Annotated in this window: 19 protein-coding genes, 1 tRNA gene and 1 riboswitch; of the genes, 7 read left to right on the top strand and 13 right to left on the bottom strand. The window is 65.2% G+C overall.

The genetic code is table 11. The features are described from left to right. Positions 1 to 5 precede the first annotated feature (5 nt). The 5 genes from BLU32_RS05645 to cobU are packed head-to-tail and all read right to left on the bottom strand — an operon-like array spanning position 6 to position 6409. Complete coding sequence (locus BLU32_RS05645; RefSeq protein ID WP_093805371.1) at positions 6 to 302, bottom strand: YrhK family protein; 297 nt, start codon at positions 300 to 302, stop codon at positions 6 to 8. A 46-nt stretch (positions 303 to 348) separates the two neighbouring features. Continuing rightward, on the bottom strand, positions 349 to 960 hold the full coding sequence (gene cobO, locus BLU32_RS05640) for a cob(I)yrinic acid a,c-diamide adenosyltransferase (RefSeq protein ID WP_093810643.1): 612 nt from the start codon (positions 958 to 960) through the stop codon (positions 349 to 351). A 17-nt stretch (positions 961 to 977) separates the two neighbouring features. Further along, a complete protein-coding gene (gene cobN / locus BLU32_RS05635) occupies positions 978 to 4721 on the bottom strand; it encodes a cobaltochelatase subunit CobN (protein WP_093805370.1) in 3744 nt (1247 codons plus the stop codon). A gap of 39 nt (positions 4722 to 4760) precedes the next feature. After that, complete coding sequence (cobW, locus tag BLU32_RS05630) at positions 4761 to 5861, bottom strand: cobalamin biosynthesis protein CobW (protein WP_093805369.1); 1101 nt, start codon at positions 5859 to 5861, stop codon at positions 4761 to 4763. After that, positions 5858 to 6409 carry a bifunctional adenosylcobinamide kinase/adenosylcobinamide-phosphate guanylyltransferase gene (cobU, locus tag BLU32_RS05625; RefSeq protein ID WP_157727523.1) on the bottom strand — a complete coding sequence of 184 codons (552 nt, stop codon included), beginning with the start codon at positions 6407 to 6409 and terminating at the stop codon, positions 5858 to 5860. Before cobU ends, cobW begins: the two co-directional genes overlap by 4 nt. Positions 6410 to 6523: 114 nt before the next feature. Next, positions 6524 to 6758: riboswitch (cobalamin riboswitch) on the bottom strand. A gap of 167 nt (positions 6759 to 6925) precedes the next feature. On the opposite strand from cobU, the gene BLU32_RS05620 reads away from it, so the two are divergent. Further along, positions 6926 to 7001 (top strand) — tRNA-Asn (locus BLU32_RS05620). A gap of 215 nt (positions 7002 to 7216) precedes the next feature. Here the strand turns inward: BLU32_RS05620 and BLU32_RS05615 are convergent. From BLU32_RS05615 to ectA, 6 genes are all read right to left on the bottom strand, one after another. Then, the gene (locus BLU32_RS05615; protein WP_157727522.1) at positions 7217 to 7687 is read right to left on the bottom strand and encodes a hypothetical protein; all 471 of its coding nucleotides are present in this window, start codon (positions 7685 to 7687) and stop codon (positions 7217 to 7219) included. Positions 7688 to 8037: 350 nt separating this feature from the next. Continuing rightward, positions 8038 to 11343, bottom strand: a complete 3306-nt coding sequence (locus BLU32_RS22490) for a tetratricopeptide repeat protein (protein ID WP_157727521.1) — start codon at positions 11341 to 11343, stop codon at positions 8038 to 8040. Between the two features lie 497 nt (positions 11344 to 11840). Further along, positions 11841 to 13394 carry an aspartate kinase gene (locus tag BLU32_RS05600; RefSeq protein WP_093805365.1) on the bottom strand — a complete coding sequence of 518 codons (1554 nt, stop codon included), beginning with the start codon at positions 13392 to 13394 and terminating at the stop codon, positions 11841 to 11843. A gap of 182 nt (positions 13395 to 13576) precedes the next feature. Beyond that, complete coding sequence (locus BLU32_RS05595; RefSeq protein WP_093805364.1) at positions 13577 to 13972, bottom strand: ectoine synthase; 396 nt, start codon at positions 13970 to 13972, stop codon at positions 13577 to 13579. Between the two features lie 5 nt (positions 13973 to 13977). After that, positions 13978 to 15267: a diaminobutyrate--2-oxoglutarate transaminase gene (gene ectB / locus BLU32_RS05590; protein WP_093805363.1), complete on the bottom strand. Its 1290-nt coding sequence runs from the start codon at positions 15265 to 15267 to the stop codon at positions 13978 to 13980. 70 nt (positions 15268 to 15337) lie between these two features. Further along, positions 15338 to 15883 (bottom strand): diaminobutyrate acetyltransferase, encoded by a 546-nt coding sequence (gene ectA / locus BLU32_RS05585; RefSeq protein WP_093805362.1) that lies wholly within the window; start codon positions 15881 to 15883, stop codon positions 15338 to 15340. 188 nt (positions 15884 to 16071) lie between these two features. Between ectA and BLU32_RS05580 the strand changes: the two genes are divergently transcribed. After that, positions 16072 to 16551 (top strand): MarR family winged helix-turn-helix transcriptional regulator, encoded by a 480-nt coding sequence (locus BLU32_RS05580; protein WP_093805361.1) that lies wholly within the window; start codon positions 16072 to 16074, stop codon positions 16549 to 16551. A gap of 12 nt (positions 16552 to 16563) precedes the next feature. Here BLU32_RS05580 and BLU32_RS05575 read toward each other — a convergent pair whose 3' ends face one another. Beyond that, positions 16564 to 17934, bottom strand: coding sequence for a PLP-dependent aminotransferase family protein (locus tag BLU32_RS05575; protein ID WP_093805360.1), 1371 nt, complete (start codon positions 17932 to 17934; stop codon positions 16564 to 16566). Between the two features lie 254 nt (positions 17935 to 18188). On the opposite strand from BLU32_RS05575, the gene BLU32_RS05570 reads away from it, so the two are divergent. The 5 genes from BLU32_RS05570 (at position 18189) to BLU32_RS05550 (ending at position 23364) form a co-directional block, all read left to right on the top strand. Beyond that, positions 18189 to 19487 (top strand): hydroxymethylglutaryl-CoA reductase, degradative, encoded by a 1299-nt coding sequence (locus tag BLU32_RS05570; RefSeq protein ID WP_093805359.1) that lies wholly within the window; start codon positions 18189 to 18191, stop codon positions 19485 to 19487. Between the two features lie 77 nt (positions 19488 to 19564). Continuing rightward, positions 19565 to 20605, top strand: a complete 1041-nt coding sequence (gene dctP / locus BLU32_RS05565) for a TRAP transporter substrate-binding protein DctP (RefSeq protein ID WP_093805358.1) — start codon at positions 19565 to 19567, stop codon at positions 20603 to 20605. A gap of 79 nt (positions 20606 to 20684) precedes the next feature. Continuing rightward, entirely contained in the window at positions 20685 to 21176 is a 492-nt protein-coding gene (locus BLU32_RS05560) for a TRAP transporter small permease subunit (protein WP_093805357.1), read from the top strand. After that, positions 21176 to 22498 (top strand): TRAP transporter large permease subunit, encoded by a 1323-nt coding sequence (locus BLU32_RS05555; RefSeq protein WP_093805356.1) that lies wholly within the window; start codon positions 21176 to 21178, stop codon positions 22496 to 22498. The genes BLU32_RS05560 and BLU32_RS05555 overlap by 1 nt, the downstream gene beginning before the upstream one ends. A 5-nt stretch (positions 22499 to 22503) precedes the next feature. Continuing rightward, entirely contained in the window at positions 22504 to 23364 is an 861-nt protein-coding gene (locus BLU32_RS05550; protein WP_093805355.1) for a hydroxymethylglutaryl-CoA lyase, read from the top strand. 94 nt (positions 23365 to 23458) lie between these two features. Here BLU32_RS05550 and BLU32_RS05545 read toward each other — a convergent pair whose 3' ends face one another. Next, positions 23459 to 24031, bottom strand: a complete 573-nt coding sequence (locus BLU32_RS05545; RefSeq protein ID WP_093805354.1) for a fasciclin domain-containing protein — start codon at positions 24029 to 24031, stop codon at positions 23459 to 23461. Between the last annotated feature and the right edge of the window lie 112 nt (positions 24032 to 24143).

Here is a 24143-nt window from a genome sequence, read left to right as displayed (position 1 = left end):
ATGCTCTACATTCTTCTCTCCGCCAGCGCACCGTAGGGACGGAACTCGTCCGGCACGGGCAGACGCGTCAAATGGAGCTCGAGCGCGAGCCGGATTGTCGGGCGCACCGCGAAGAGGATGGAGCCGATCAGGAACAGCCATGTGCCCGAAAAAAGCAGGCTTTCGTAGAAAAAGAACACGCTGCCGACGATGAAGAAGACGGCCGCGAGAAAATCCACCAGCGTGCGCGCCAGTTCATAGCGGCGCACCAGTTCCGCATGATCGGGCGAGGCCCGGCGAAGGTCTGAACTGAAAAATTTCATAGGCGGTAGGTGCTCCTTGGCAAGACAGAATGCCTCCCGGCACCCCTCAAAACTCTATGCCTTCCTGCGGCTTCACGCCGGAGCGGAAGGGGTGCTTGATCTGGGTCATCTCGGTCACGAGGTCCGCCGCCTCGATCAGTTCGTCCTTGGCGTTGCGACCGGTGATGACGACATGAACGTCCTCGGGCTTTTCGTCGCGCAGGAAGGCGACGACCTCGTCAATCGCGAGGTAATCGTAGCGCAGCACGATGTTGAGTTCATCGCACAGCACGATACGATACTCCCGCGAGCGGATCATGTCCTTGGCCGCCTCCCAGGCCTGACGCGCGGCCTCGATGTCGCGCTGGCGGTCCTGGGTTTCCCAGGTGAAGCCCTCGCCCATGCGCTTAATGGTGACGAGGTCGGAGAAGCGGTCGAGCGCCATGCGCTCGCCGGTTTCGATCCGGCCCTTGACGAATTGCACCACCGCGACCTTGTGGCCGTGACCCAGCGAGCGGAACACCATGCCGAAGCCGGCCGTCGACTTGCCCTTGCCCTTGCCGGTGTGGACGATCAGGAGCCCCTTCTCGATGGTCTTGGTCGCCATGATCTTGTCGCGCGCCGCCTTCTTCTTGCGCATCTTCTCCGCGTGGCGGGCATTCAGTTCCTCTTCGGTCATTTCCGCTTTCTTGTCGCTCACCCGATCGTCTCCCCTTGTGTCGGTGTCAGTGCCGCGCGCGTGGAATTGCGCCGCGGCGTCCACAGTCCGCGCTCCACCGCCTCGCGGAAGCGCGCCTCGATTTCCTCAAGCGCCTTGGGATTGGCCTCGGCGATAAACTCTCGCACGGCCGCGTCATCCAGATAGGCCTCGAAGAGCTGGTCGAAGTGATGGTCCCCGACCGCGTGGGTCGTCGCCGCGAAGGCAAAGAGATAGTCGACCGTCGCCGCGATCTCGAAAGCGCCCTTGTAGCCGTGGCGCATGACGCCGGCGATCCACTTGGGATTGGCCGCGCGACCGCGCACCACCCGGCCGATCTCCTCCGACAGCGTGCGGATCACCGGGCGCTCGGGGCGCGAATGGTCGTTGTGATAGATCTTCGGCGCAGCCCCTTTCAGCGTTTCAACCGTCGCCGCGAGCCCGCCCTCGAACTGATAGTAATCGTCGCTGTCGAGAAGATCGTGCTCGCGGTTGTCCTGATTGTGCAAAACCGCGTCGACCTTTGACAGGCGCTCCTCCAGCGCGCCGCGCGCCGCATCGCCCTGAACGCCGCCGCCATAGGCATAGCCGCCCCACGCCAGAAACGCATCGGCAAAGTCCGACCGCTCGGACCAAACGCCCTCGTCGATCAGCGCCTGAAGGCCCGCGCCATAGGCGCCGGGCTTGGAGCCGAACACGCGGTAGGCGGCCGTGCGCGCGGCCCGGTCCGCAGGCTCTCCCGCTTCGATCAGCCGCCGCGTTTCGGTCCTGACCCGATCGGCCAGCGGATTGGCGTCCGCCGGTTCCTCAAGCGCCGCAACGGCCGCGACAGCCGACTGGAACAGGTCGATCTGATGCGGGAAGGCATCGCGGAAAAAGCCGGAAATCCTGAGCGTCACGTCGATGCGCGGTCGGCCGAGTTCGGCAAGGGAGAGGATGTCGAAGCCGGTGACGCGGCCCGACCCCGGCTCCCACTTGGGGCGCGTGCCGATCAGCGCCAGCGCCTGCGCCACGTCATCGCCGCCGGTGCGCATGTTCGCCGTTCCCCAGCAGGTCAGGACAACGGCCTGCGGATAGTCGCCCTCGTCCTGGAAATGCCGCTCCACCAGCCGTTCCGCACTTGCCGCGCCGATCCTCCAGGAGGTCTTTGTCGGCACGGCACGGACGTCGACGGAATAGAAATTGCGCCCCGTCGGAAGCACGTCAGGTCGTCCGCGCGTCGGCGCGCCGGAGGGTCCGGGCGGCACGAAACGTCCGCCGAGCGCATCGAGCACACCGCGCATCTCGCACACGCCCGAGGCGGTGACGGCAGGCGCTATACGCGTCGCAATCTCGCCAAGCACGGCGCGGGTCGCGGTCCACTCCTCGGGCGCCTCGCCACGTGCAATCACCTCGCCGGCGATCAGCTCCAGCCGCTCCACCGTATCGCCCGCACTGCGCCAGGGCGCGTCGGAGACACGGGCCAGCGCATCGGGCCGCGCCCCCTGCCATGCCGCCTCGAAGGCGCAATCGAGCGGGTCGAACGCCTCAAGCCCCAGATCCCGCGCCAGCGCGCGGGTGATCCCGGCGTTCTCCGCTCCCTCGCCGCGCGGCACGCGCACCATCGCCGACAGGAGATCGGTGAGCAGCCGCCCGTCGGGTGAGGCGCCCAGCACATGCAGCCCGTCGCGGATCTGCAATTCCTTGAGATCGCAGAGATGGGCATCAAGGCGTGCGAGACGCGTTTCCTCGTCCATGGCGTCGGTGAGGCCGATGTCGCGGTCCAGTCCATGCCGCGTCGCTGTCTCCAGGATGTCGCGCGTCAACGCCTTGAGGCGGCGCGGATCGACCCCTTGCGCCAGATAATATTCGTCGAGCAACACCTCCAGCTCCTGCGACACGCCGTGGCTTTCGGCCCGCGTCAGCGGCGGCGTCAGGTGATCGACGATGACGGCTGCATTGCGCCGCTTGGCCTGCGCGCCCTCCCCCGGATCATTGACGATGAAGGGATAGACGTTCGGCACCGGCCCGAGCACGGCTTCCGGAAAACAGTTTTCTGACAAGGCCAGCGCCTTGCCCGGCAGCCATTCCAGATTGCCGTGTTTGCCGAGATGCACGACCGCATGAACGCCGAGGATCTCGCGCAGCCAGATGTAGAAGGCGAAATAGTGGTGCGGCGGCACCAGGTCGGGGTCGTGATAGGTTTCCTTGGGGTCGATGTTGTAGCCGCGCGCGGGCTGGATGCCGACGACGGCATTGCCGAACTGCGTCACCGCCAGACGAAACGCGCCGCCCTCGACATGCGGATCGGCCTCGGCGACGCCCCAGCGCTCGGTCACCGCATCGCGCACCGCACCCGGCAGGCGCTCGAAGTGCGTCGCATAGTCTTCAAGCGCAAGCGCCGCGCCGCCGTGCCGCGCGCGGCGGTCTTCCAGTGCGTTGGTCGGCCCGGAGCTGATCGCAGCCATCAGCGCGGCCGAATCCTCGGGTGCGCCGGAGATGGCGTAGCCCGCGCCTTCCAGTGCCTTCAGAACGGCAACGCAGGAGGCCGGTGTGTCTAGCCCGACGCCATTTGCGAGCCGGCCGTCCTTATTGGGATAGTTGGCGAGAATCAGCGCGAGTTTCTTTTCCGCCACCGGCGTGGTCCGAAGCGCGGCCATGCGCGCGGCAAGCTCGGCGACGAAATCGATACGGTCGGGTTTGGGCACGAAGCGCACCGGCGAGGATTGCGTCAGCGGGTCGCGCTCGCCCTGCTCCTTGAAGGAGACGGCGCGGGTGGTGATGCGTCCGTCGATTTCCGGCAACACCACATGCATCGCCAGATCGCGGATCGATAGCCCCTGGTCGGCGGATTGCCATCCCTCTTCCGACGACGACGAAAACACCACCTGCAGCACAGATGCGCCGGGCGCATCGAGCGGCGTCGGCCGATGCGCGACGCCTGCCTTGGAGACGGCGAAGGCCGTGGCATTGAGCACGACGGCGGGCGCGGCCTCCTCGAACAGCGAGGCGAGAACGGCGGCGGATTCCGTGTCCTTCAGCGAGGCGACGAAGACGGGCAGCGGGTTCAACCCGCGTGCGGCAAGGGCTTCCGCGAGCGCTTCGACCGGTTCGGTCGCGGCACTTTGCATCAGCGCGCGGTAGAAGACGATGGCGGCCACTGGCGCATCCGGATCGCGCCATGCAGCCTTGAGGTCGTCGAGTGCGGCAGCTGTCGATCCGGGGCGAAACAGGCCGGCACGCGGCAGGGCGCGCGGCGGATCCGGCTCCGGCGTTCCGTCGAGCAAGTGACGCGCATGGGTGAGAAGATTGGCGAGATTGTCCGCGCCCCCTTCCGCGCAATAACGCCACAACCGGTGCACCTCATCGGTATCCAGCGTGGAGCGTGCCGCGAGATCCGCGTCCCAGCGGTCATCGCCCGGCATCACCGCGAGCTTCACGCCATAACCGTTCGCCAGTTCTCCAAGCCGCTCCAGCCCGTAGGGCCAGTATTCCGCGCCGCCCAGCAGGCGGACGATCACGAGCCGCGATCCCTTGAGCGTCGCCTCCGCGTAGAGATCGACCGAATAGGGATGCGACAGCGCGAGCAGACTGGCCAGGCGCAGCGAAGGTGCGTCCCCGCCCAGACGGCGCAGAGCGCCCGCAAGCGAGGCAAGCTCCGTATCGGCGGCGGAGAGGAAGACGACGTCGGCGGGCGTCTGTTCAAGATCGACCGCCTCGTCGCCCTCGTCGATGCGCCCGCTGCGCCCGGCCAGGATATGCATGTCGTCTCCCTTGCCGCGATTGTTCGCGCCAGACTTGCGTTACGCGGCCAGCGCGTTTTTCAGGATCGCGCTCGCGCGGACGAGATCGAAGCCGGCGAGGCCAATCACCACCAGCTGACCGGTGCCGCGCGCATCGCGGGCGAACCAGGTTTCCACGCGCGGGCCGACCGCCTGCACCATTGCGGGTGCCGGCTTGCCGTCGACGGCGACCGCGCCCTTGATGCGGAGCACGCCGGGAAGCGCCATCGCCGCCTCGACGCGGGCCTTCAGATCGGCCAGCGAGGCAATGGCCGTGAGCGCCACGACATGGCTTTCGAAGGCATCGTGATCATGATCGTGATGATGGTGATCGTGATCGTGGTCGTCGTCATGATCATGGTCGTGGTCGTGATGCGACTCGTGATGGCTCTTGCGCCCGTCCATGTCGTCTTCCGCGGCACTTGCCCGCCCGAGCAGCACGTCGGCGGAGAGCACGCCCTTTTCCGCCGTGACGATCTCGACCGCCGGACGCAGGCGCGCCGCGACGTGGGCCCGCACCGCTTCAAGGGCTGCGGCGTCGACCAGATCCGCCTTGTTCAGCACCACGAGATCGGCACAGGCGAGTTGATCCTCGAAGAGCTCCTCCACCGGACTGTCGTGATCGAGCGCATCGTCCGCCGCGCGTTGGGCCGCAACGGCTGCCTCGTCGCTCGCGACCCGGCCTTCCGCGACCGCCGCCGTGTCCACCACGGTGACGACGGCATCCACCGTCACCCGCGTTTTCACCGAGGGCCAGGAAAACGCGCGCACCAGCGGCTGCGGCAGCGCCAGACCGGAGGTCTCGATGACGATGTGATCGGGCGCGTCGTCGCGGGCGATCAGCATTTCCATGGTGGGCAGGAAATCGTCGGCCACCGTGCAGCAGATGCAGCCGTTGGTCAGCTCCACCACATCCTCCGCCGCGCAATCGGGATCGGCACAGCCGTCGACGAGCGAACCGTCGAAGCCCATGTCGCCGAACTCGTTGACGATCAGCGCGATGCGCTTGCCCCTGGCCTCGCGCAAAAGGTTGGACAGCAGCGTGGTCTTACCCGCGCCCAGAAACCCGGTGATGATCGTGGCGGGAATTTTCGACTTCGGCGCGTGAGGGGAACCAGTCATAGGCGGATCTCCGGTTGAACGGGGGAAGGCTTCAAGACGAGCGGCTGGCCGGCGGCGACAAGCACCACCGCGTCCGCCGCTTCGGCAATGGATCTGTTGAGGCGGCCCTGCGCATCGCGAAAGCGGCGCGCAAGCGGGTTTTCCGGCACGATGCCGGAGCCGACTTCGTTGGTGACGCAGACGACCGGCCCCTTTGCTTCGGTCAGGGCGGCGACAAGCCGGTCCGTTTCCGCCTCGATATCGGCGTCGGCAAACATCAGGTTGGAGAGCCACAGCGTCAGGCAGTCGACGAGGATCGCGCGGTCGGCCGTGCTTTCGCGCGCGATCACATCGGCGATGGCGCGCTGTTCCTCAATTGTCGCCCAGCCGTCGCCGCGCTGGATACGGTGGCGCACCACACGCTCTTCCATTTCTGCGTCATGAGGGGTGCAGGTCGCGACATAGACGGGCGCAAGCCGGCTCTGGCGGATCAACGCTTCCGCATAGAGGCTCTTGCCCGAGCGCGCGCCGCCCGTCACCAGCACGCAATGCGCGGCCGGAACGGTCATGAATGCTGCACGCCCGACGGCTGACGAATTGCGGGACAGGAGCCGACGGAACATGCCCGTCCGGCGAAATGCGAATTCATATGGCAGGCCTCCTGCCGTCCACCCGACGGCTTGCGACGTTTTTCCCGTTCCGGCTCGTCTCCTGGCTCGCGGGTCGTCGCCGGTCCTTTGCCCTTCCCGGACACGAAGCGTGTCCAGTGGTCTGCGCAAGGGGGCTCGCCGCTTACAGTTGCGGGGGCAGCTGCGGATTCGGGAGCCCGGATTGGGTCCTCCCCCACCGCATTCCGACTTTCGCCTTCCCATTGGGGCTTGCGCCCGCGCAGGAAGGACCGGAAGCCAAGTCATAACCTGCAAGGCTCCGCGCAACAAGCGCGTGCGTGTCTCCGCCGCTTGCGCACGCACGACGTTGAAATCCATGCTTGTGGAAAAGTTTTTGGGACAAAGGCCTTGGCAAGGCGGGCATGCGTTTGCTATATGCTCGCCACCGATGCGATGCACTGCACCGCTCGGGAGTGTTCCCCGGTAGCTCAGTTGGTAGAGCAAGCGGCTGTTAACCGCTGGGTCGCTGGTTCGAGTCCGGCCCGGGGAGCCATTTTTCTTTTTCCAGAATTTTTCTATTTTGCATGACTGATCCGGCTGCAATGCAACGGATCCGGTCGATCACGTATTTCCCACTCGCTGCCCAATGTTTTCACTTCACCAATTGGGGGCAAGAACGATCCAAACCGTCCTCACGCGCCATATTGAAATCATCAACCCTTTCTTGAGCCGGCACCTGACCTCGCAGGTTTGGACCGCGCGCGGGCGTCAGTCGGTCTTGCCAAACGTGTTGTTGGACCCGACGACCTGGGTCACGCTGCCGCCAATTGATCCGCCGCCGGTGTTCACACTCTGCCTAACGTCACCGGTTTCCGCCCCGAGCGCGCCCCATAGCGCGCGCAACTCCTCGACATATTCCGGGTTCTCCCGCAGCAATTGCGCAAGCCCGACCTTCGCCGTCTCGACCGCAAGCGGATCGTCCGGCGTCGCTTCCAGCGTCGTCAGATCCCCCTTGCCCGCGCTTTCGAACCTGGCTTTCAACCAGTCATAGAGCTTGGCTTCCGCATCCCTTGTCAGCCGGCCGGCGAGACCTTGCCCGAACGCTTTAGCTTGAGATGCAAGCCAGTTCATTGCGAGCGCCGAAATTGTCAAATCATCCACACCACTCCTCCCTTCAGTACCGAACAATGCCTTTGCCCGAACGCTACGATGATACTGCTCAACAATGAGAAAACTCATTATCTCTTCGTTTAGAGCACCATCCGCCTCTTTTTTTAACTGTCGCGCTAATGTTGCGGTTTTGATTACGATATCCCAATGAGTCTCCTCGTGAATGAAATATCCTCGCGAATCAGAGTAAAGGTCCTCTCGCCCACCAAGACCAAGAAATTCAACTATACTATTTACCCTGACCCCTTTATTATTCATATCAATGACCAAATATTTTAAATTCTATTTTTCGGAAATATTTCTCAGATTCAAGTTCAACAAACCCCGCTCGATTGAATTTGCATTCCTGACAATCCAGCTTAAGCACGGGACATGAGCGTCCTGTTTGTCGCTCATGATGCACCTTCATCGGCCCACCCCTACGCATCCGGGTCGTCCTCGGCGATATGCACACCAAACTCGGTAAGCGCGTTCCGGATCTCGACCTCGCTTGTGCCTGTCGCCTGCAGAGCGCGCACGAGGTTTTGCAAAATCGCGGTGAACAGGTTTCCCAATCCTTCCGGGTACTGCTCGACATAGGGCCAAAGCCGCTCGGCCGCCTCGCGAAAACACGCGATCTCGGTGTCTGGGCGCCCGGCCGCGCGGTGCTGAAGCCCGAGAACGGCCAGACTCGTCGCCAGATCCGGCGTGAACGCCTCCGGACGCGCCGCCGCAAGCGACCGGCGCAGCCCCACCGCCTCCTCCGCCGCCGACAGCGCCTCCTCCCGCCGGCCGAGGTTGCTCAAGACGCTCGCCAGGTTGTTGAGGCTCGTCGCCAGATCCGGCGTGAACGCCTCCGGACGCGCCGCCGCAAGCGACCGGCGCAGCCCCACCGCCTCCTCCGCCGCCGACAGCGCCTCCTCCCGCCGGCCGAGGTTGCTCAACCGGTTCGCCAGGTTGTTGAGGCTCATCGCCAGATCCGGCGTGAACGCCTCCGGACGCGCCGCCGCAAGCGACCGGCGCAGCCCCACCGCCTCCTCCGCCGCCGACAGCGCCTCCTCCCGCCGACCGAGGTCGCTCAAGAAGCTCGCCAGGTTGTTGAAACTCCCCGCCAGATCCGGCGTGAACGCCTCCGGACGCGCCGCCGCAAGCGACCGGCGCAGCCCCACCGCCTCCTCCGCCGCCGACAGCGCCTCCTCCCGCCGGCCGAGGTCGCTCAAGAAGCTCGCCAGGTTGTTGAGGCTCATCGCCAGATCCGGCGTGAACGCCTCCGGACGCGCCGCCGCAAGTGCCCGATAGAGCCCCACCGCCTCCTCCGCCGCCGACAGCGCCTCCTCCCGCCGGCCGAGGTCGCTCAAGAAGCCCGCCAGGTTGTTGAAGCTCCCCGCCAGATCCGGCGTGAACGCCTCCGGACGCGCCGCCGCAAGCGACCGGCGTAGCCCCACCGCCTCCTCCGCCGCCGACAGCGCCTCCTCCCGCCGGCCGAGGTTGCTCAAGAAGCCCGCCAGGTTGTTGAGGCTCGTCGCCAGATCCGGCGTGAACGCCTCCGGACGCGCCGCCGCAAGCGACCGGCGTAGCCCCACCGCCTCCTCCGCCGCCGACAGCGCCTCCTCCCGCCGGCCGAGGTTGCTCAAGACATTCGCCAGGTTGTTGAGGCTCATCGCCAGAGCCGGCGTGAACGCCTCCGGACGCGCCGCCGCAAGTGCCCGATAGAGCCCCACCGCCTCCTCCGCCGCCGACAGCGCCGCTTCCCGCCGGCCGAGGTCGCTCAAGACGTTCGCCAGGTTGTTGAGGCTCATCGCCAGATCCGGCGTGAACGCCTCCGGACGCGCTGCCGCAAGTGCCCGATAGAGCCCCACCGCCTCCTCCGCTGCCGACAGCGCCTCCTCCCGCCGGCCGAGGTCGCTCAAGACGTTCGCCAGGCTGTTGAAGCTCCCCGCCAGATCCGGCGTGAACGCCTCCGGACGCGCCGCCGCAAGTGCCCGATAGAGCCTCACCGCCTCCTTCGCCGCCGACAGCGCCTCCTCCCGCCGGCCGAGGTCGCTCAACCGGTTCGCCAGGTTGTTGAGGCTCATCGCCAGATCCGGCGTGAACGCCTCCGGACGCGCCGCCGCAAGTGCCCGATAGAGCCCCACCGCCTCCTCCGCCGCCGACAGCGCCTCCTCCCGCCGGCCGAGGTCGCTCAACCGGTTCGCCAGGTTGTTGAGATTGCCAGCGTACAGCCCGCGCAGATCGAGATCGTGATTGCGATCGACCATGGCCGACAAACGCGCCGTGACGGCGTCCTGGAACGCCGCGGCGAACTCCCGCAAGATCGTTGTGTGACGGGGAATGCTATCTGCGATCGCAAGACGGGCGCCGAGATCCTCGTCGAATGCTGGTCCCAACGCCTGGACCCAGCGCAGCGGCTCTTCGCGGCCCGTCGGCGCATAGTCCTGACAAAGGCGCATGAGCACGCTGGCGGCCGCCGGCGGGGCTCGACGCGCCAGGCGCATCAAATCGTCGTCGCGCTCTTCTCCCGCGAGATCGCCGAACAGCGTCAGCAGCGCCGCTTCGCCCACCGCATCCGGCTCGATCGGCGCAATCCGGCCCGGCTCGCCGGGCAGTGCGTCGCGCAGCGCGCCTTCGATGCCGGCCGGACTGCCGGCCTCTGTTCGCCCGGTCTCTTGGCTTTCCGCCGCGATCAGATCGCGCAGGTCGTTTCCGAGATCGAGGCCGCCGAGCAGGGTCGACGCGCCGGCCATATGCGTGAGAAACGCAGGCGCGTCGCCATCGCCAAGGCGCGCCCGCGCGAGCCTCTCGATGCGGGTCAGCTCGCGCTTCGCCACGTTGCCCGCCAGATCATGCCGCGTCAGCCCGGTCAGGTAGACCGGTCCATTCTCGGCCACCAGCATCGCGGCCATCATCAGGAAGAGCGGCTCGCCGCCCCAGGTCAGCCCCGACACCTGTTCGTCCGTCAGGCGGTCGCCCCAGCTCTCGGCTTCCGCGTTGCCGAGGCGTTTGCCGGTTTCGACCAGGATGTCGCGTTGCACGGCCGGGTCCGTGATGGCGGGAAGATCGAGCGGCACTTCGCGATGGCGCAGCGACCGCAGGGCCTCGCCCTCCGTGTCGCCGCCGGCGAAGAGATCGGCCCACCAGCCGACCTGCGGGTTGTATTGACGCTCCAGCAGCACAATCCGCAGCGGTGGCGCTTCCGGCGAGACCGGCGCCAGCCGACGCCGGTGGTCGGCAAGCTCGACAAGCCAGCGGCGCAAGGGCGCGACCTGGCCGGCCGCATAGTCGACAACAACAAGTGTCGGCGCGTTCCATCCCCACTCCGTCACGTTCTGTTGTTTGCGGAACGCCTCGAGCCGGTCCGTGGTGAGAAACCCGGCCCGCCAGCCCTGCCCGGCAAGCTCCCGACACAGTTCCAGCGCGAGGCGCGTCTTGCCCCGCCCCGCGCGGCCGACCATGCCGAGCGCGGATATTGGCTCGTCCGAGGCAAGCCACGCGCGTAGCGTCGCGAGCGTCTCGTCGCGGCCGATCAGCGGGATCGTGTCTTTCTTGTAGGCGCGCAGAAGGTCGGTTTCGACCGGCCGGCCCGTGTCGTCGGTGAGCACCGTGGCCAGGGTATCGAAGCGGGTGAGCTTCAAGGCCGGATGGCCGGACACGACGGAGTTCCCGTCGCCCACGATCTGGACAATGATGTCGGCGCGACCGGCGGTTTGCGCGATCGCTGGCGGATGGGGTTGCGAGCCGTCGTTCATGACGCCGAGTAAAGCAAGAAACGAGGTGCACTTCCACCCTCGATGCACGCCATGATGGCACGGCGCAAGCGGGCGTGAACGGCGTGCAAACGCGGGTTAAAAAAATCCCAAAAGCGCTTACGCGCGGCACCGGGCCGCAACGCGGGCTAAACTTCCGGGATCTCCGAGCCTGCCAACCGAAACGCGGACCGTGAAATCCCGATTTCGCCCAAAGTTTCCTGCGCTTGCAAGAGGTCGGCAATCTTGATCGCAATCGCCGCGCCGGTTCCGACCTCACATGATCCGACATGTGACATTTCATCGACTTGCAAAGCGTCGCGGCGCCGGCCCATCACATGCTTCGCACCGCCCCGCCATTCGGTTTGCGCGTTCCAACTGTTCGCGTTTGAGCGAGACACAGACACCCCCTTCCCGCAAACACAAAACGGCGCGGGAGGTGCCCCCGCGCCGCTTCGTCCATGTCTTCCCCGAAGGCCTAAAGCCTCAATTTGCCCTGGTCAGGCCGCCTGCGACATCGCCGCAGACCGGCCGGTGTCGGAACCGGACCCGGTCGCCGTCGGACTCAAGGCATGCGTTTCACCCTCGCAAAAAGCCTGGTGCAACACCTTGACCGCCGCATCCTTGTCCTTGCCGCCGACGATGAACTGGACGTCCACCTTTCGCCCGGTGTCCTGCGAGGAAATCACCTGGATATCGGCCGCATCCAGCGCCTTGAGCCCTTCCAGCATGACGCTCAGGCCCGTGAGGTCGCGCCCGATCACGGACACGATGGCCGAACGTCGGGTGGCGATGCGCGCAGACGGATAACGCTTCATCAGGTCCTGCTCGACCCGCTTCAACAGCTTCAGCGGCGCCTCGACGTGGTGCACGATCGAATTGGCGTTCGACACCTTGGAGACGATGCGCACGTTGTGGCGCGTCAGGACGTCGAGGATTGCCGCGTCGTAGCCCTTCACGCCGACCATGTCCTGCTCGAACACCTCGAAGGAGGTGACCGGAATGCCGGTGACCATCTCCACGCCCGGAGTTTCCGCCGGCTCCGCGTCGATCAGCGTGCCCGGATCCTCCGGCTCGAAGGCGTTGGTCACGCGCAATGGCACGCCCGCCTGGCGCAGCGTCTTGGCGGCGTTGGGATGGATCGCCTCCATGCCCATGTTGGACAGCTGATCGGCCACGTCGTAGTTGGTCCGGCCAATCTTGCGCACCGCATCCGTTCCCACCAGACGCGGATCGGCGCTGGAGAGATGGAACTCCTTGTGAATGATCGCCTCGCGCGCGCCCGAAAGCGCGGCGATCTGAGCGAAGGTCACCTCGGAATAGCCGCGGTCGTACTCGCGCATCAGGCCTTCGCGGCACTGCGCGTAGCCCGTCACGATGGCAAGTTCGCGACTGACGTCGATCTTGGAAAACGCCGTTTCGATCCGCTCGTCGAGACTGGGCTGGCTTTCGTCACGCCAACCCGACAGGTCGACGAAGCGGGCGTTGACGTTGTGACGGCGCAGCAGCAGCGCAAGGCTGTTGGCCGAATGCGCCTCGCCCAGACCGGACAACAACTCTCGCGTCGTCATCATGTGTTCGGACAGGTTGAAGTGACCGTAGGAGCACAGGCGCTGCAGATCGAGCAGGCACCCGCGGGCGCCCTCGATGCGTTCGCGCACGAATTCATTCGCGGAATCGCGGTCGGCGGATTCGTCGAAGATCTCGCCGTTGATACGGTACATCTCGCGCGCGACGTCGTTGAGCGCTTCCATCCAGCCATGGTCTTCATCCGCGTCGGCGAACAGCGCGTAGACGCCCGGCTTGCCGGTCTTCTTGTCTTCCAGCAGCATATTGGTGATGCCGCCGAAGGCGGACACCACGAAGACCCGATTGTACAGTTCGTCCTGGCTGCGATTGCCAACCAGGATCGTGTCCACGAGCTCGCGGGCACGGCTCATCGACGTGCCACCGATCTTTTCCACAGTGTGCGCGCCGGACACCTTTGCGTCCGTCGCCGCGTCCACGGGGCGGGCCTCGAGAGAAGAGCCAGTCTGTTCATTGAAGTTGGTCATTGTCGGATCAAACCCTTTTGTTGATCATCGTCCGGCTGCGGGGATGCCCCTGCGCGGATCAGCGACCGAAGGGCCTGCATCGTGCAGACCCCGAAACAGGCGGCGCAAACGCCGCCATGCATTGCGTTCATGTCAGGAGAGGCGACACCGTCGCCCGCCTCCCCCGTTGTCGATAAGCGGCCTCAGACGGCCTCGTTTTCCGGCGCGTAGGAGCCGTCTTCGCGGTGCACCTCGTTGCCGGTGACCGGCGGGTTGAACACGCAGGCGAGGATCATGTCCTCCTTGCCGCCGCGCAGGATGTGCTTGTCGTGCTGGTCGAGCGCATACATCACGCCGGGGCGGATCTCATGCGTCTCGTTGGTGGCGAGATCGGTGATCGATCCGTCGCCGGAGACGCAATAAACGCTCTCGAAGTGATGCTTGTAATGGAACTGGCTTTCACTCCCCGCCTTGATCGTGGTGATGTGAAAGCTGAAGCCCATGTTGTCGTCCTTGAGCAACAGACGCACGCTTTCCCAGTTTCCGGCCGCAACCCTGCGATCGGTCTTCTTGGCTTCGTGAAAATCCCTGACAATCATACTCTTTACTCCGCAGCAATGCTTGTGGACTGGACGCAGCTGGCAACGGCTTCCTCGAGGATACCGAGACCGCGCTCAAACAGCGCCTTGTCGATATTCAATGGCGCCAGCACCTTGACGACTTCGTCATAGGCGCCGGAGGTCTCGATGATCAGACCTTCCTCGAAACAGCGCGCGCAGATGTCGCTTGCCAGCTCGCCCGAGCCGACATCGACGCCACGCATCATGCCCCGGCCTTTCAGCCGGGCGTTCGGCAACATGTCGCGCACCTTTTCCAGGTGCTTTTCAAGAATATCCGCGCGCTCGTTGATGCCCTTCTGGAAGGCATCGTCCGACCAGTACTTCTCGATGGCGACGCGGGCGGTCACAAAAGCGTGGTTGTTGCCCCGGAACGTGCCGTTGTGCTCGGCCGGGCCGAAGATGTCGTATTCCGGCTTGATCAGCATCGCGGCAAACGGAAGCCCGTAGCCGGACAGCGACTTCGCCATGGTGATGAGGTCGGGCGACACGCCCATGTCTTCGAAGCTGAAGAAGGTGCCCGTTCGGCCGACGCCGGCCTGAATGTCATCGATGATGAACAGCGCACCATGATCGCGCGCGATCTGCTCGACGCGCCGCACCCATTCGGCGCTGGCGGCGTTCAAGCCACCCTCGCCCTGCACGGTTTCCAGCAGGATCGCCGCCGGGGCGTCGATGCCGCCGGACGGATCGGAGAGCATGGCCTCGAGCAGGTCGGCCGCATCGCCGCCCGACTTCAGGTAGTTGTCGAAGGGCATGCGCGTGACGTCGGGAAGCGACACGCCGCCCCCGCCACGATGATAGCCATTGCCGGTCGCCGACAAAGCACCAAGCGTCACGCCATGGAAGCCGTTGGTGAAGGTGATCACATTGGTACGCTTGGTCACCTTGCGGGCAAGCTTCAGTGCGGCCTCGACCGCATTGGCGCCTGTCGGCCCCATGAACATGACCTTGTGGTCCATGCCGCGCGGCTCGAGAATAATCTTCTCGAATGCGCTCAGGAACTCGGCCTTGGCCTTGGTGTGCATGTCCAGGCCATGGGTCACCCCGTCGGCACTGATGTAGTCGATCAGCGCCTGCTTCATGTCGGGGTCGTTGTGCCCGTAGTTGAGCGAGGAACAGCCAGCGAGAAAGTCGATGTAATCATGGCCCTCACTGTCGCTGAGAACAGCGCCAGTGGCCTTGGTGAACACCTTGGGGAAGCTGCGGCAATAGCTGCGGGCTTCCGACTCGCGGCGTGCAAAAATGGTACGGTCGTCAGTGTTGACGGTCGTCATGTCGCATCCTTTCGAGATGTCTCATGCTGAGAAAAACAGCGCTTGGGAGAACGAATGGCGGCAGCGCGCGTCACGCAGCGCTGCGCGCCCTCTCCTCGAAGCGCAGGGTCACCATGTGCTCGGTGGCATGCTCGCCATCGAAATGCGCATCGCGACGGTAGTACGGCTCACGCAGCAGCTTCGCATCACGGCGGCGCGCGAGAGACGTGAACAATGCCCAGCTGGCATCATTGTCCGAGGTAATCGTGGTCTTCAACTGCTGCACGTCGGCACAGGCTTCCCTGTTGAGAAGCTCAGCGAGCAGACGCTTGCCGAGACCCTGGCCCTGAGCGGCTTCCGCAACCGCAACCTGCCAGACAAACACGGTGTCAGGCTGATCTGGGAGGATATAGGCCGACACCCAGCCGACGGTCTCGCCGTCGCTCTTGCGTTCGGCGACGACACATGTGTCAGCGAAGTGATCGCATTGCAGGAGATTGCAATACATCGAATTCTCATCGAGGGGGCCGCATTCGCCGATCAGGCGCCAGATATCGGCACCATCTTCGGCGGTCGGCTTTCGGAAGACGATCTCATCGTCTGTCCGGCGAGCGGATTTAATCGGGGTAAGGGACATGGAATCCTCTTCTCTGTTCGGATTGGATATTACGTCTATCGAACTAGTTTTCAACCTCAAGCGCCAAAAAAAATGGCATAATGGCGGAAAGCCAAGCGTTTCCCATACCCTACGTCGACCAAAAAATTCGCTTATCGAATAATAATTAGTCTGCTACCTAACTGAGAATCGCGTCAAAGAGCCATTTCATGGAAAATCGGGTTCAAACCAGTCTCATCGCACTGCGTCGCATCCTGCGCGCGACGGAGTTGAACGCGCGCACCCTCGCGCGCGCGACAGGACTGACCACGCCGCAGTTCATCGTGCTGTCGATCGTGGCCGAGTCGGACGAGATTTCCCCCAAGGGGATCGCCTCGCGCGCCGGGGTCGGACAGGCGACCGCCACCTCGCTGCTCGACAAGCTCGAGGCACGCGACCTGGTAAAGCGGACGCGCGGCGAGATCGACAGGCGAATCGTCTGGGTGACGGTCACGGACGCAGGACGCGAAACGCTGAAGACCGCGCCGGACGCCCTGCAGGAGGTCTTCGCGTCGCAGTTCAACAGCCTGCAGGACTGGGAACAGGCGATGATAGTAGCCGTCCTGGAAAAGGTCGGCTCCATGCTGAACGCGGGCGCCATCGACGCCTCGCCGATGCTCGACGTCGGCGCGGTCGACCGCAAGCAGTAACGCCAGCCCCCGCTACATCCCCGCTGCAAGCCGTTTGAGAAACGCCACGAACCGGGGATCGCCCGCGCGCGTGATGTTGATGCGCAAGCCCGGGCGCTGCCGGGCGGGATCGGCCGCGAAGAAGGTGCCTGGCGCCAGAAAGATGCTGTCGCGGGCGGCGCGCTGCGCGATCTCGAGATCACTGGTTCCCTGCGGCAGTTCCAGATAGGTGTAGTAGCCGTGCCCCGGCAGCGCCAGCGTGGCAAGCCCGAGCCTCTTCAACACCGCGCTCAGGTCCGCGCTTGCCGTTTCCACCCTTTGTCCCAGTCGCTTCAGGTGCTTGTCGTATCGGCGAGAGGTCATCATGTCGGCGATCATCAGTTCCGAGAACCGGGAGCTGTTGACGGCGGTGATCATTTTCAGTTCCGCCAGTTCATCAACGATGTCGGCGGCGGCGGCGATATAGCCGCTGCGAAAGCTCGCTGAAACCGTCTTGGAGAAGGAGCCGACGAAAATCACGTTGCGCAGCTGGTCAAGGGCGGCAAGCGGCACCCCGCGCGCGCCGGGAAGATCGACGAAGGGATCGTCATCGACAACCCGGAAGCCATGGGTCTCGGCGATCTGCAGCACGCCATGGGCATGGGCAAGGTCGATCGACCCGCCGGTCGGGTTCTGGGCATGCGACTGGGTGAAGAAAAACGACGGGCGTTCGCGCTCGGCACAGGCCCGCAAATCATCCAGGTCGGGCCCCTGCGGACCGCGCCGCACGCCCACCTGGCGAACCTGGGCGAATTTCAGCTTGGCAAAGAGCGGGTAGTAGCCGGGATCATCGACCAGCACCGTGTCGCCCGGCGACAGATAGCGGCGGATGATGAGATCGAGCGCATGATTGGCGCCGAAGGTGGTGACCACGCGATCGGCGTCGAGCGCGATGTCGCGGGCGCGAAACCGCGCGGCGATCAGCTCGCGCAAGCCGCGATAGCCCTTCGGCGAACCGTAGCCGGAGCTGTCCGCCGTCGCCTCTCCCGACGCGCCGAGCGCGCGTTTGGGCAGGATGCCTTCCATCCAGGCCGCCGGCGGCCGGCCGTCGCCGACACGCACCTGGTAGTTCTGGTCGAGCTGAGCGCGCAGCAGCGACACGCTGTCCACCGCCTCGACAAGATGCGGCGGCGCCTCGTCGCCGCGTACGGGCCGGGCCGCCGCCACGACCGAAAACCCCGCGCCGGGACGCGCGACGATCAGCCCGAGGGAAACGAGGCGGTCGTAAGCTTCCACAGCCGTGTTCTTGGAGACGCTGAACTCCTCTGCCGCCCGCCGGATCGAGGCAAGCTTCGCACCAGGAGGAAGCAGGCCCTTCTCGATCCTGCGCCGGACCTCCGCAACGATGGTTTCGGTCTTTGTCACAAGATAGCCCTAAAAACTGTACCAGTTTTCGTGTCGGTATGGTTTTGGCATATTTCCCCAAACTGTACCTTCTCCCAAACGATCCGGCCACCTAATCCGATCCCTGACAAAAAACACGATGAGCGGAGTGCATCCGCGCCCACGTCAGCTGCACGCTTCGCCTTCGCGGATCGTGCTGTCGCCGACGGGTGCGCCCCATCGCCCCGCTCCAACAATGACCGCTCCAACAGGAGGCGGCGTACAGGGAGACATGAATGAGCGACCCCACATCGCAGCGCCACAACTATACCTCCCGGCTTGAGGGCCTGCGCGCGCTGGAGCCGGCGGATCGCCTGGCCAAGCTTGCGGACATCGCCGGACTTTCGGCGGAAGACAGCGCCGCCCTTGCCGGAAACGCGCTGCCGCTCACGACCGCCAACGGCATGATCGAAAACGTCATCGGCACGTTCGAGCTGCCGCTCGGCATTGCCTCCAACTTCACGGTGAACGGCCGCGACTATCTCGTGCCGATGGCGGTCGAGGAGCCCTCCGTCGTCGCGGCGGCCTCCTACATGGCGCGCATCGCGCGCGGTTGCGGCGGTTTCGTCACCTCCAGTGACGCGCCGATCATGCGCGCGCAGATCCAGGTCCTCGGCATCGGCGACGTGCATGGCGCGCGCCAGCGCCTGCTCGGCGCTGAGGCCGAACTCATCGAGATGGCCAACGCCCGCGACACCGTGCTGATCGGGCTCGGCGGCGGCTGCAAGGCGATCGAGGTCCAGACCTTCGAGACCTCGCCGGTCGGCGCGATGGTCGTGCTGCATCTGCTTGTGGACGTTCGCGATGCAATGGGGGCCAACACCGTCAATACCATGGCGGAAACCATCGCGCCGCGGGTCGCGGAGATCGCCGGCGGCAATGTTCGGCTGCGGATCCTCTCCAATCTCGCCGACCGCCGGCTTGCCCGGGCGCGCGTCGAACTGACGCCCGAAGCGCTGACGACGAAGACGCTCGACGGCGCGGAGGTTGCGCGCGGCATGGTGGAAGCCTGTGCACTGGCGCTGATCGATCCCTACCGCGCCGCCACCCACAACAAGGGCATCATGAACGGCATCGACCCCGTCGTCGTCGCGACCGGCAACGACTGGCGCGCGATCGAGGCCGGTGCGCATGCCTTTGCCGCCCGCAACGGCCGCTACACGTCTCTCACCCATTGGGAGCTGACGCCCGCGGGCATGCTCACCGGCACCATCGAGCTGCCGCTGGCGCTCGGCCTCGTCGGCGGTGCAACCAAGACCCATCCGGCAGCGCAGGCCGCCCTCAAGGTTCTGGGCGTGACCAGCGCGCAGGAACTGGCGGAAATCACCGCCGCCGTCGGCCTTGCGCAGAACATGGCAGCGCTGCGCGCGCTTGCCACCGAAGGCATCCAGAAAGGCCACATGGCGCTGCACGCCCGCAACATCGCGATCGTGGCCGGCGCCAAGGGGGCGGATGTCGACGTCATCGCCAAGGCGCTCGCCGCCTCCGGAGATGTCAGCGTCGGCAAGGCGAAGGATCTGCTGGCCGCGAGATAACGGCCGGCGAAACGGAAACCGCCGACCGGCAGAGGTCCGAAACGGCGGTTCCACAACAAAACGGGAAGGAAACACTCATGACGAATTCCAGCAGGCGTTCATTCCTGCGCGGCGCAGGCGTTGCGGCCCTAGCGGCTCCGGCCATCGTATCCGCGTCCTCGGTTCGCGCCCAGGGTGCAACCAAATGGCGGATGCAGGCGCTTTGGGGCGGCGGCACCACGCCGATGATCTACGAAGAGCGCTTTTGCGCACGCGTGAAGCAGCTCACCGGCGGCAGCCTCGAGATCACGCCGTTTGCCGGCGGCCAGATCGTGCCAAACGCACAGGCCTTCGACGCCGTGCGCGGCGGTGCGTTCCAGTTGATGAAAACCTTTGACGGTTACACAGCCGGCAAGATCCCGGCCCACGGCTTCACCTCCACGGTTCCCTTCGGCTTTCCCGAGGCGGATCAGTACGAGGCATGGTTCTATGAGCGCGGCGGTCTCGACCTGGCGAAAAAGTCCTACGCGCCCGCCGGCCTGACCTACATCGCGCCGACCGTCTACGGCGAAGAGCCGATCCATTCCAAGGTCGAGATCCGCAAGATCGCCGACATGGAGGGCCTGAAGGGCCGCTTCGTCGGCCTCGCCTCCGCCGTGATGGCCGACTTCGGCGTGACCGTCTCGCCGCTGCCCACCTCGGAAGTCTACTCGGCGCTCGACAAGGGGCTGATCGACTTCGCCGACCGCGGCGACATCAAGGCCAACTATGAAGAAGGCCTGCACGAAGTCTCAAGCTTCCTGATCCTGCCCGGCGTGCACCAGCCGAGCACCGCGACCTCCTATGTCGCCAACACGGCCGCCTACGGGCAGTTGGACGACCAGCAGCGGGCCGCGCTGGAAGTGGCCGCGCGCGAAGTCTCCGGCGCCCTGCGTCAGGACATCCTCGTTGCCAATGCGGAATACACCGCAAAGTTCGAGGAGGCCGGCGTCGAGGTCATCACGCTCGACCCCGCCGATGTGGCCGAGGCCCGCGTCAAGGCCGTTGCCGCCTGGGAAAAGGCGACCAAGGGCGACGCGCTCGCCATGGAAATGATGGACACGCAGCGCATCCTGATGAAGGATCTGCGCCTGCTCTGATCCCGTCGCCGATCCATCCGGATCGATCCGCCCGGCCCCTCTGGCCGGGCGGTCACCGTCTTTCTGCGAGGCCATCGACATGCATGCCGCGGCACGGGCGCTCACCGCGCTCAACAAGGCGCTGTTTTCGCTCACCAAGTGGCTGGTCTATGCGATCGCCGGCCTGATGCTCTTCGAGGTGTTTTCCCGCTACAGCCTGGAAAACCCGACCTCCTGGGCGCCGGAACTCGCGGCCCTCCTGTTCGGCCCGTTCTTCCTGCTCGGCGGCCCCTATCTGCTGCACAGCGGCGGGCATGTCGCGGTCGACATCCTGTCGGCGCGCGCCAGCGGGCGTGTGGCACTCGCCCTGAAGATCTGCGCGGCCCTGCTCGCCCTGCTCTTCGGCGCGATCCTGCTGTGGTTCAGCGCACCGCTCGCGCTTCAGTCCTACACATACGGCGAAACCAGCTACTCAGCCTGGAACCCGGTGATCTGGCCGGCGAAGGCGGTGCTGCCGCTGGCCGCTCTTCTCCTCATGCTGCAGGCCCTTGCCGAACTCGTGTTGCTTGCGCCCGAGCGGGAGGCGCGGTGATGGAATCCTCCCTCGTTCTCGTCGGCATGTTCGCCTCTCTCGTTCTCTTGATGCTCACCGGCGCGGGACTTGCCTTCGTCCTGGGCGCCATCGCGTTTCTGGCGACCGTCACGATCTGGGGTCCAAGCGCGCTCATCGTCGCGGTGCTCAACACATTCGAGACGATGACCTCCGAGGCGCTGATGGCGATCCCGCTCTATGTGCTGATGGCGTCGATCCTGCAAAAATCCTCGATCATCGACGATCTCTACACGGCGATGGAAACCTGGTTCCAGGGCCTGTCCGGCGGCCTTGCCATCGGCACCATCGTGATCTGCACGATCATGGCGGCGATGACCGGCGTCGTCGGCGCGGCGGTGGCGGCGATGGGCATTCTCGCCCTGCCCTCGATGCTGGCGCGGCGTTATCATCCGCCTCTGGCTTTGGGTGCGATCTGCGCCGGCGGCACGCTCGGCATTCTCATTCCCCCCTCGGTCGTCACCATCGTCTATGCGATCACCGCGCAGATCTCGATCGGCAAAATGTTCATCGCGGGCGTCGTCCCGGGCATCATTCTGGCGGTCGGCTACAGCCTTTACATCTACGTCCGGGTCAGGCTGAACCCGTCTCTCGCGCCAATCGCCGAACCGGTCGCGCGCGTCAACCTCGGCGCGCGGCTTGCCACATTGAAGACGCTGGTACTGCCGGCCTTCGTCATCGCCAGCGTGCTCGGCACCATCTACATGGGGCTTGCCACACCGACGGAAGCCGCCGCAGTCGGCGTGCTCGGCGCGCTGCTGTCGGCCGCCGTCTCGGGACGCCTGCAGCTTTCCAGCCTGTCGTCGGCGGCCACCGACACCTTGCGCGTCACCGCCATGATCTTGTGGATCACCATCGGCGCGCGCGCCTTCATCTCCGTCTTCGTCGCAACCGGGGGCGCGGATTCCGTGCTCGGCTTCGTGGAAACGCTCGAGGCCTCGCGCTGGGTGGTTCTCGCCGCCATGCTGCTGGTGCTGATCCTGCTCGGGCTGTTCCTCGACGAGATCGGCATCATCCTCTTGTGCGTGCCCGTCTTCCTGCCCATCGTGAAGACGCTCGGCTTCGATCCGCTGTGGTTCGGCGTCTTGTTCATGATCACCGCGCAGATGGCCTATATCACCCCGCCCTTCGGCTACACGCTGTTCTACCTCAAGGGCGTGCTGCCGGAGGGGATCGGCATCGGACAGGTCTATCGCGGCGTCTTGCCGTTCTTCGCCATTCAGCTCGTCGTGCTCGTGCTCTTCGCGCTGTTTCCCGACATCGTCACATGGCTGCCCGAAGCAGCCTCCGCGCGACTGAAGTGACCGCCATGAGCACGAGCCACGTCACGCTCTTCGAGGTCGGCCCGCGCGACGGGCTGCAGAACATCAAGACCTTCGTGCCCACAGCGGAGAAGGTCGCGCTGGTCGACGCGCTGTCGCGAACAGGGCTCCGGAAGATCGAGGCGGCCAGCTTCGTCAGTCCGCGCTGGGTGCCGCAAATGGCGGATGGGACCGAGGTGATGGCCGGGATCGCGCGCGTGCCGGGCGTCGCAATGGCCGCGCTGACGCCGAACCTCAAGGGTTACGAGGCGGCGAAAGCGGCGCGCGTCGACGAGGTCGCGGTCTTCGCCTCGGCGTCCGAGGGCTTCAGCCGTGCCAATCTCAATTGCTCGATTGCCGAAAGCCTTGAGCGCTTCCATCCGCTCATGGAACAGGCCCGCGCCGACGGCATGCCGGTGCGCGGGTATCTCTCCTGCGCGATCGCCTGCCCCTATGACGGGACAACCGCACCGGCGGCCGTTGCGAAGGTCGCGGAAATGCTTCTGGAGATGGGCTGCTACGAGATCTCGCTGGGCGACACCATCGGGGCGGGCACCGCCGCGACGCTTTCAGCGCTGCTCGATGTGGTGCTGTCGAGGATCCCGGCGGACCGCTTGGCCGGACATTTTCACGACACCAATGCCACCGCGCTTGAGATGATCGAAGCGTCGCTTGCCCGCGGCCTGCGCGTGTTCGACGCCTCGGTCGGCGGTCTTGGCGGGTGTCCCTATGCGCCTGGTGCGCGCGGCAATGTCGACACGCTGGCGGCGCTGGAACGGATCGAGGCGCTCGGGTTTTCCTGCGGCATCAATCCACTGGAAATGCAAAAGGCCACACGGCTCGCCGCGCGGCTTGGAAAAGGAAGCTGAAACCCGACCGCACGGGGCAAGAGGCAAGCGATGTCGCCCCGCGCGGCCGGCCGGCCCGCCCTCGTCACTGAAGGCGAACCGTAGACGAGGCCGATTACGACTTCGGCAGAAGCACGCCGTCGATCACATGGATGACACCGTTCGACTGGTCGACATCGGCAATCGTGACGGTGGCCATGTTGCCCTGACCGTCCTCGATCATGATCTTGCCGTCCTTGCTGCGGGCGGTGAACTCGCAGCCGCCGACGGTCTTGACCGGATGCGCGCCGCCGTCGTCGGCGATCATTGTGTTGATCGCGTCCGACATTGCATCGGCGGCAACCACATGGCAGGTCAGGATCTTGGTAAGCTGATTCTTGTTCTCCGGCTTCAGCAGGCCTGCCACCGTGCCTTCGGGAAGCTTGGCGAAGGCGGCATTGGTCGGCGCGAAGACGGTGAACGGCCCCTCGCCCATCAGCGTCTCGGCAAGGCCCGCGGCCTGCACGGCCGCGACCAGCGTGGTGTGGTCCTTGGAGTTGACGGCGTTTTCGACGATCGTCTTGTCGGCGTACATCGGCGCGCCACCAACCATCGGATTGGCCGCATTGGCCATACCGGTCGCGACCGAAGCGGTCACGACTGCTGTGACGGCGGCGGTGGCCAGAAGGGTCTTTGCTTCCTTGAACATACGTCTCTCCTGTCAAATCGGTACTCGAAAGACCGCGTCCGACGAACGGTATCGATCGATGCGGTCAGGGGAGTTACCAAGACGCGGAGAGAAAGGTTTCAGGACGGACGTT

The sequence above is a fragment of the Stappia sp. ES.058 genome, from assembly GCF_900105595.1.
Taxonomy (GTDB): domain Bacteria; phylum Pseudomonadota; class Alphaproteobacteria; order Rhizobiales; family Stappiaceae; genus Stappia.
This window is presented reverse-complemented; position numbering and strand designations above follow the sequence as displayed.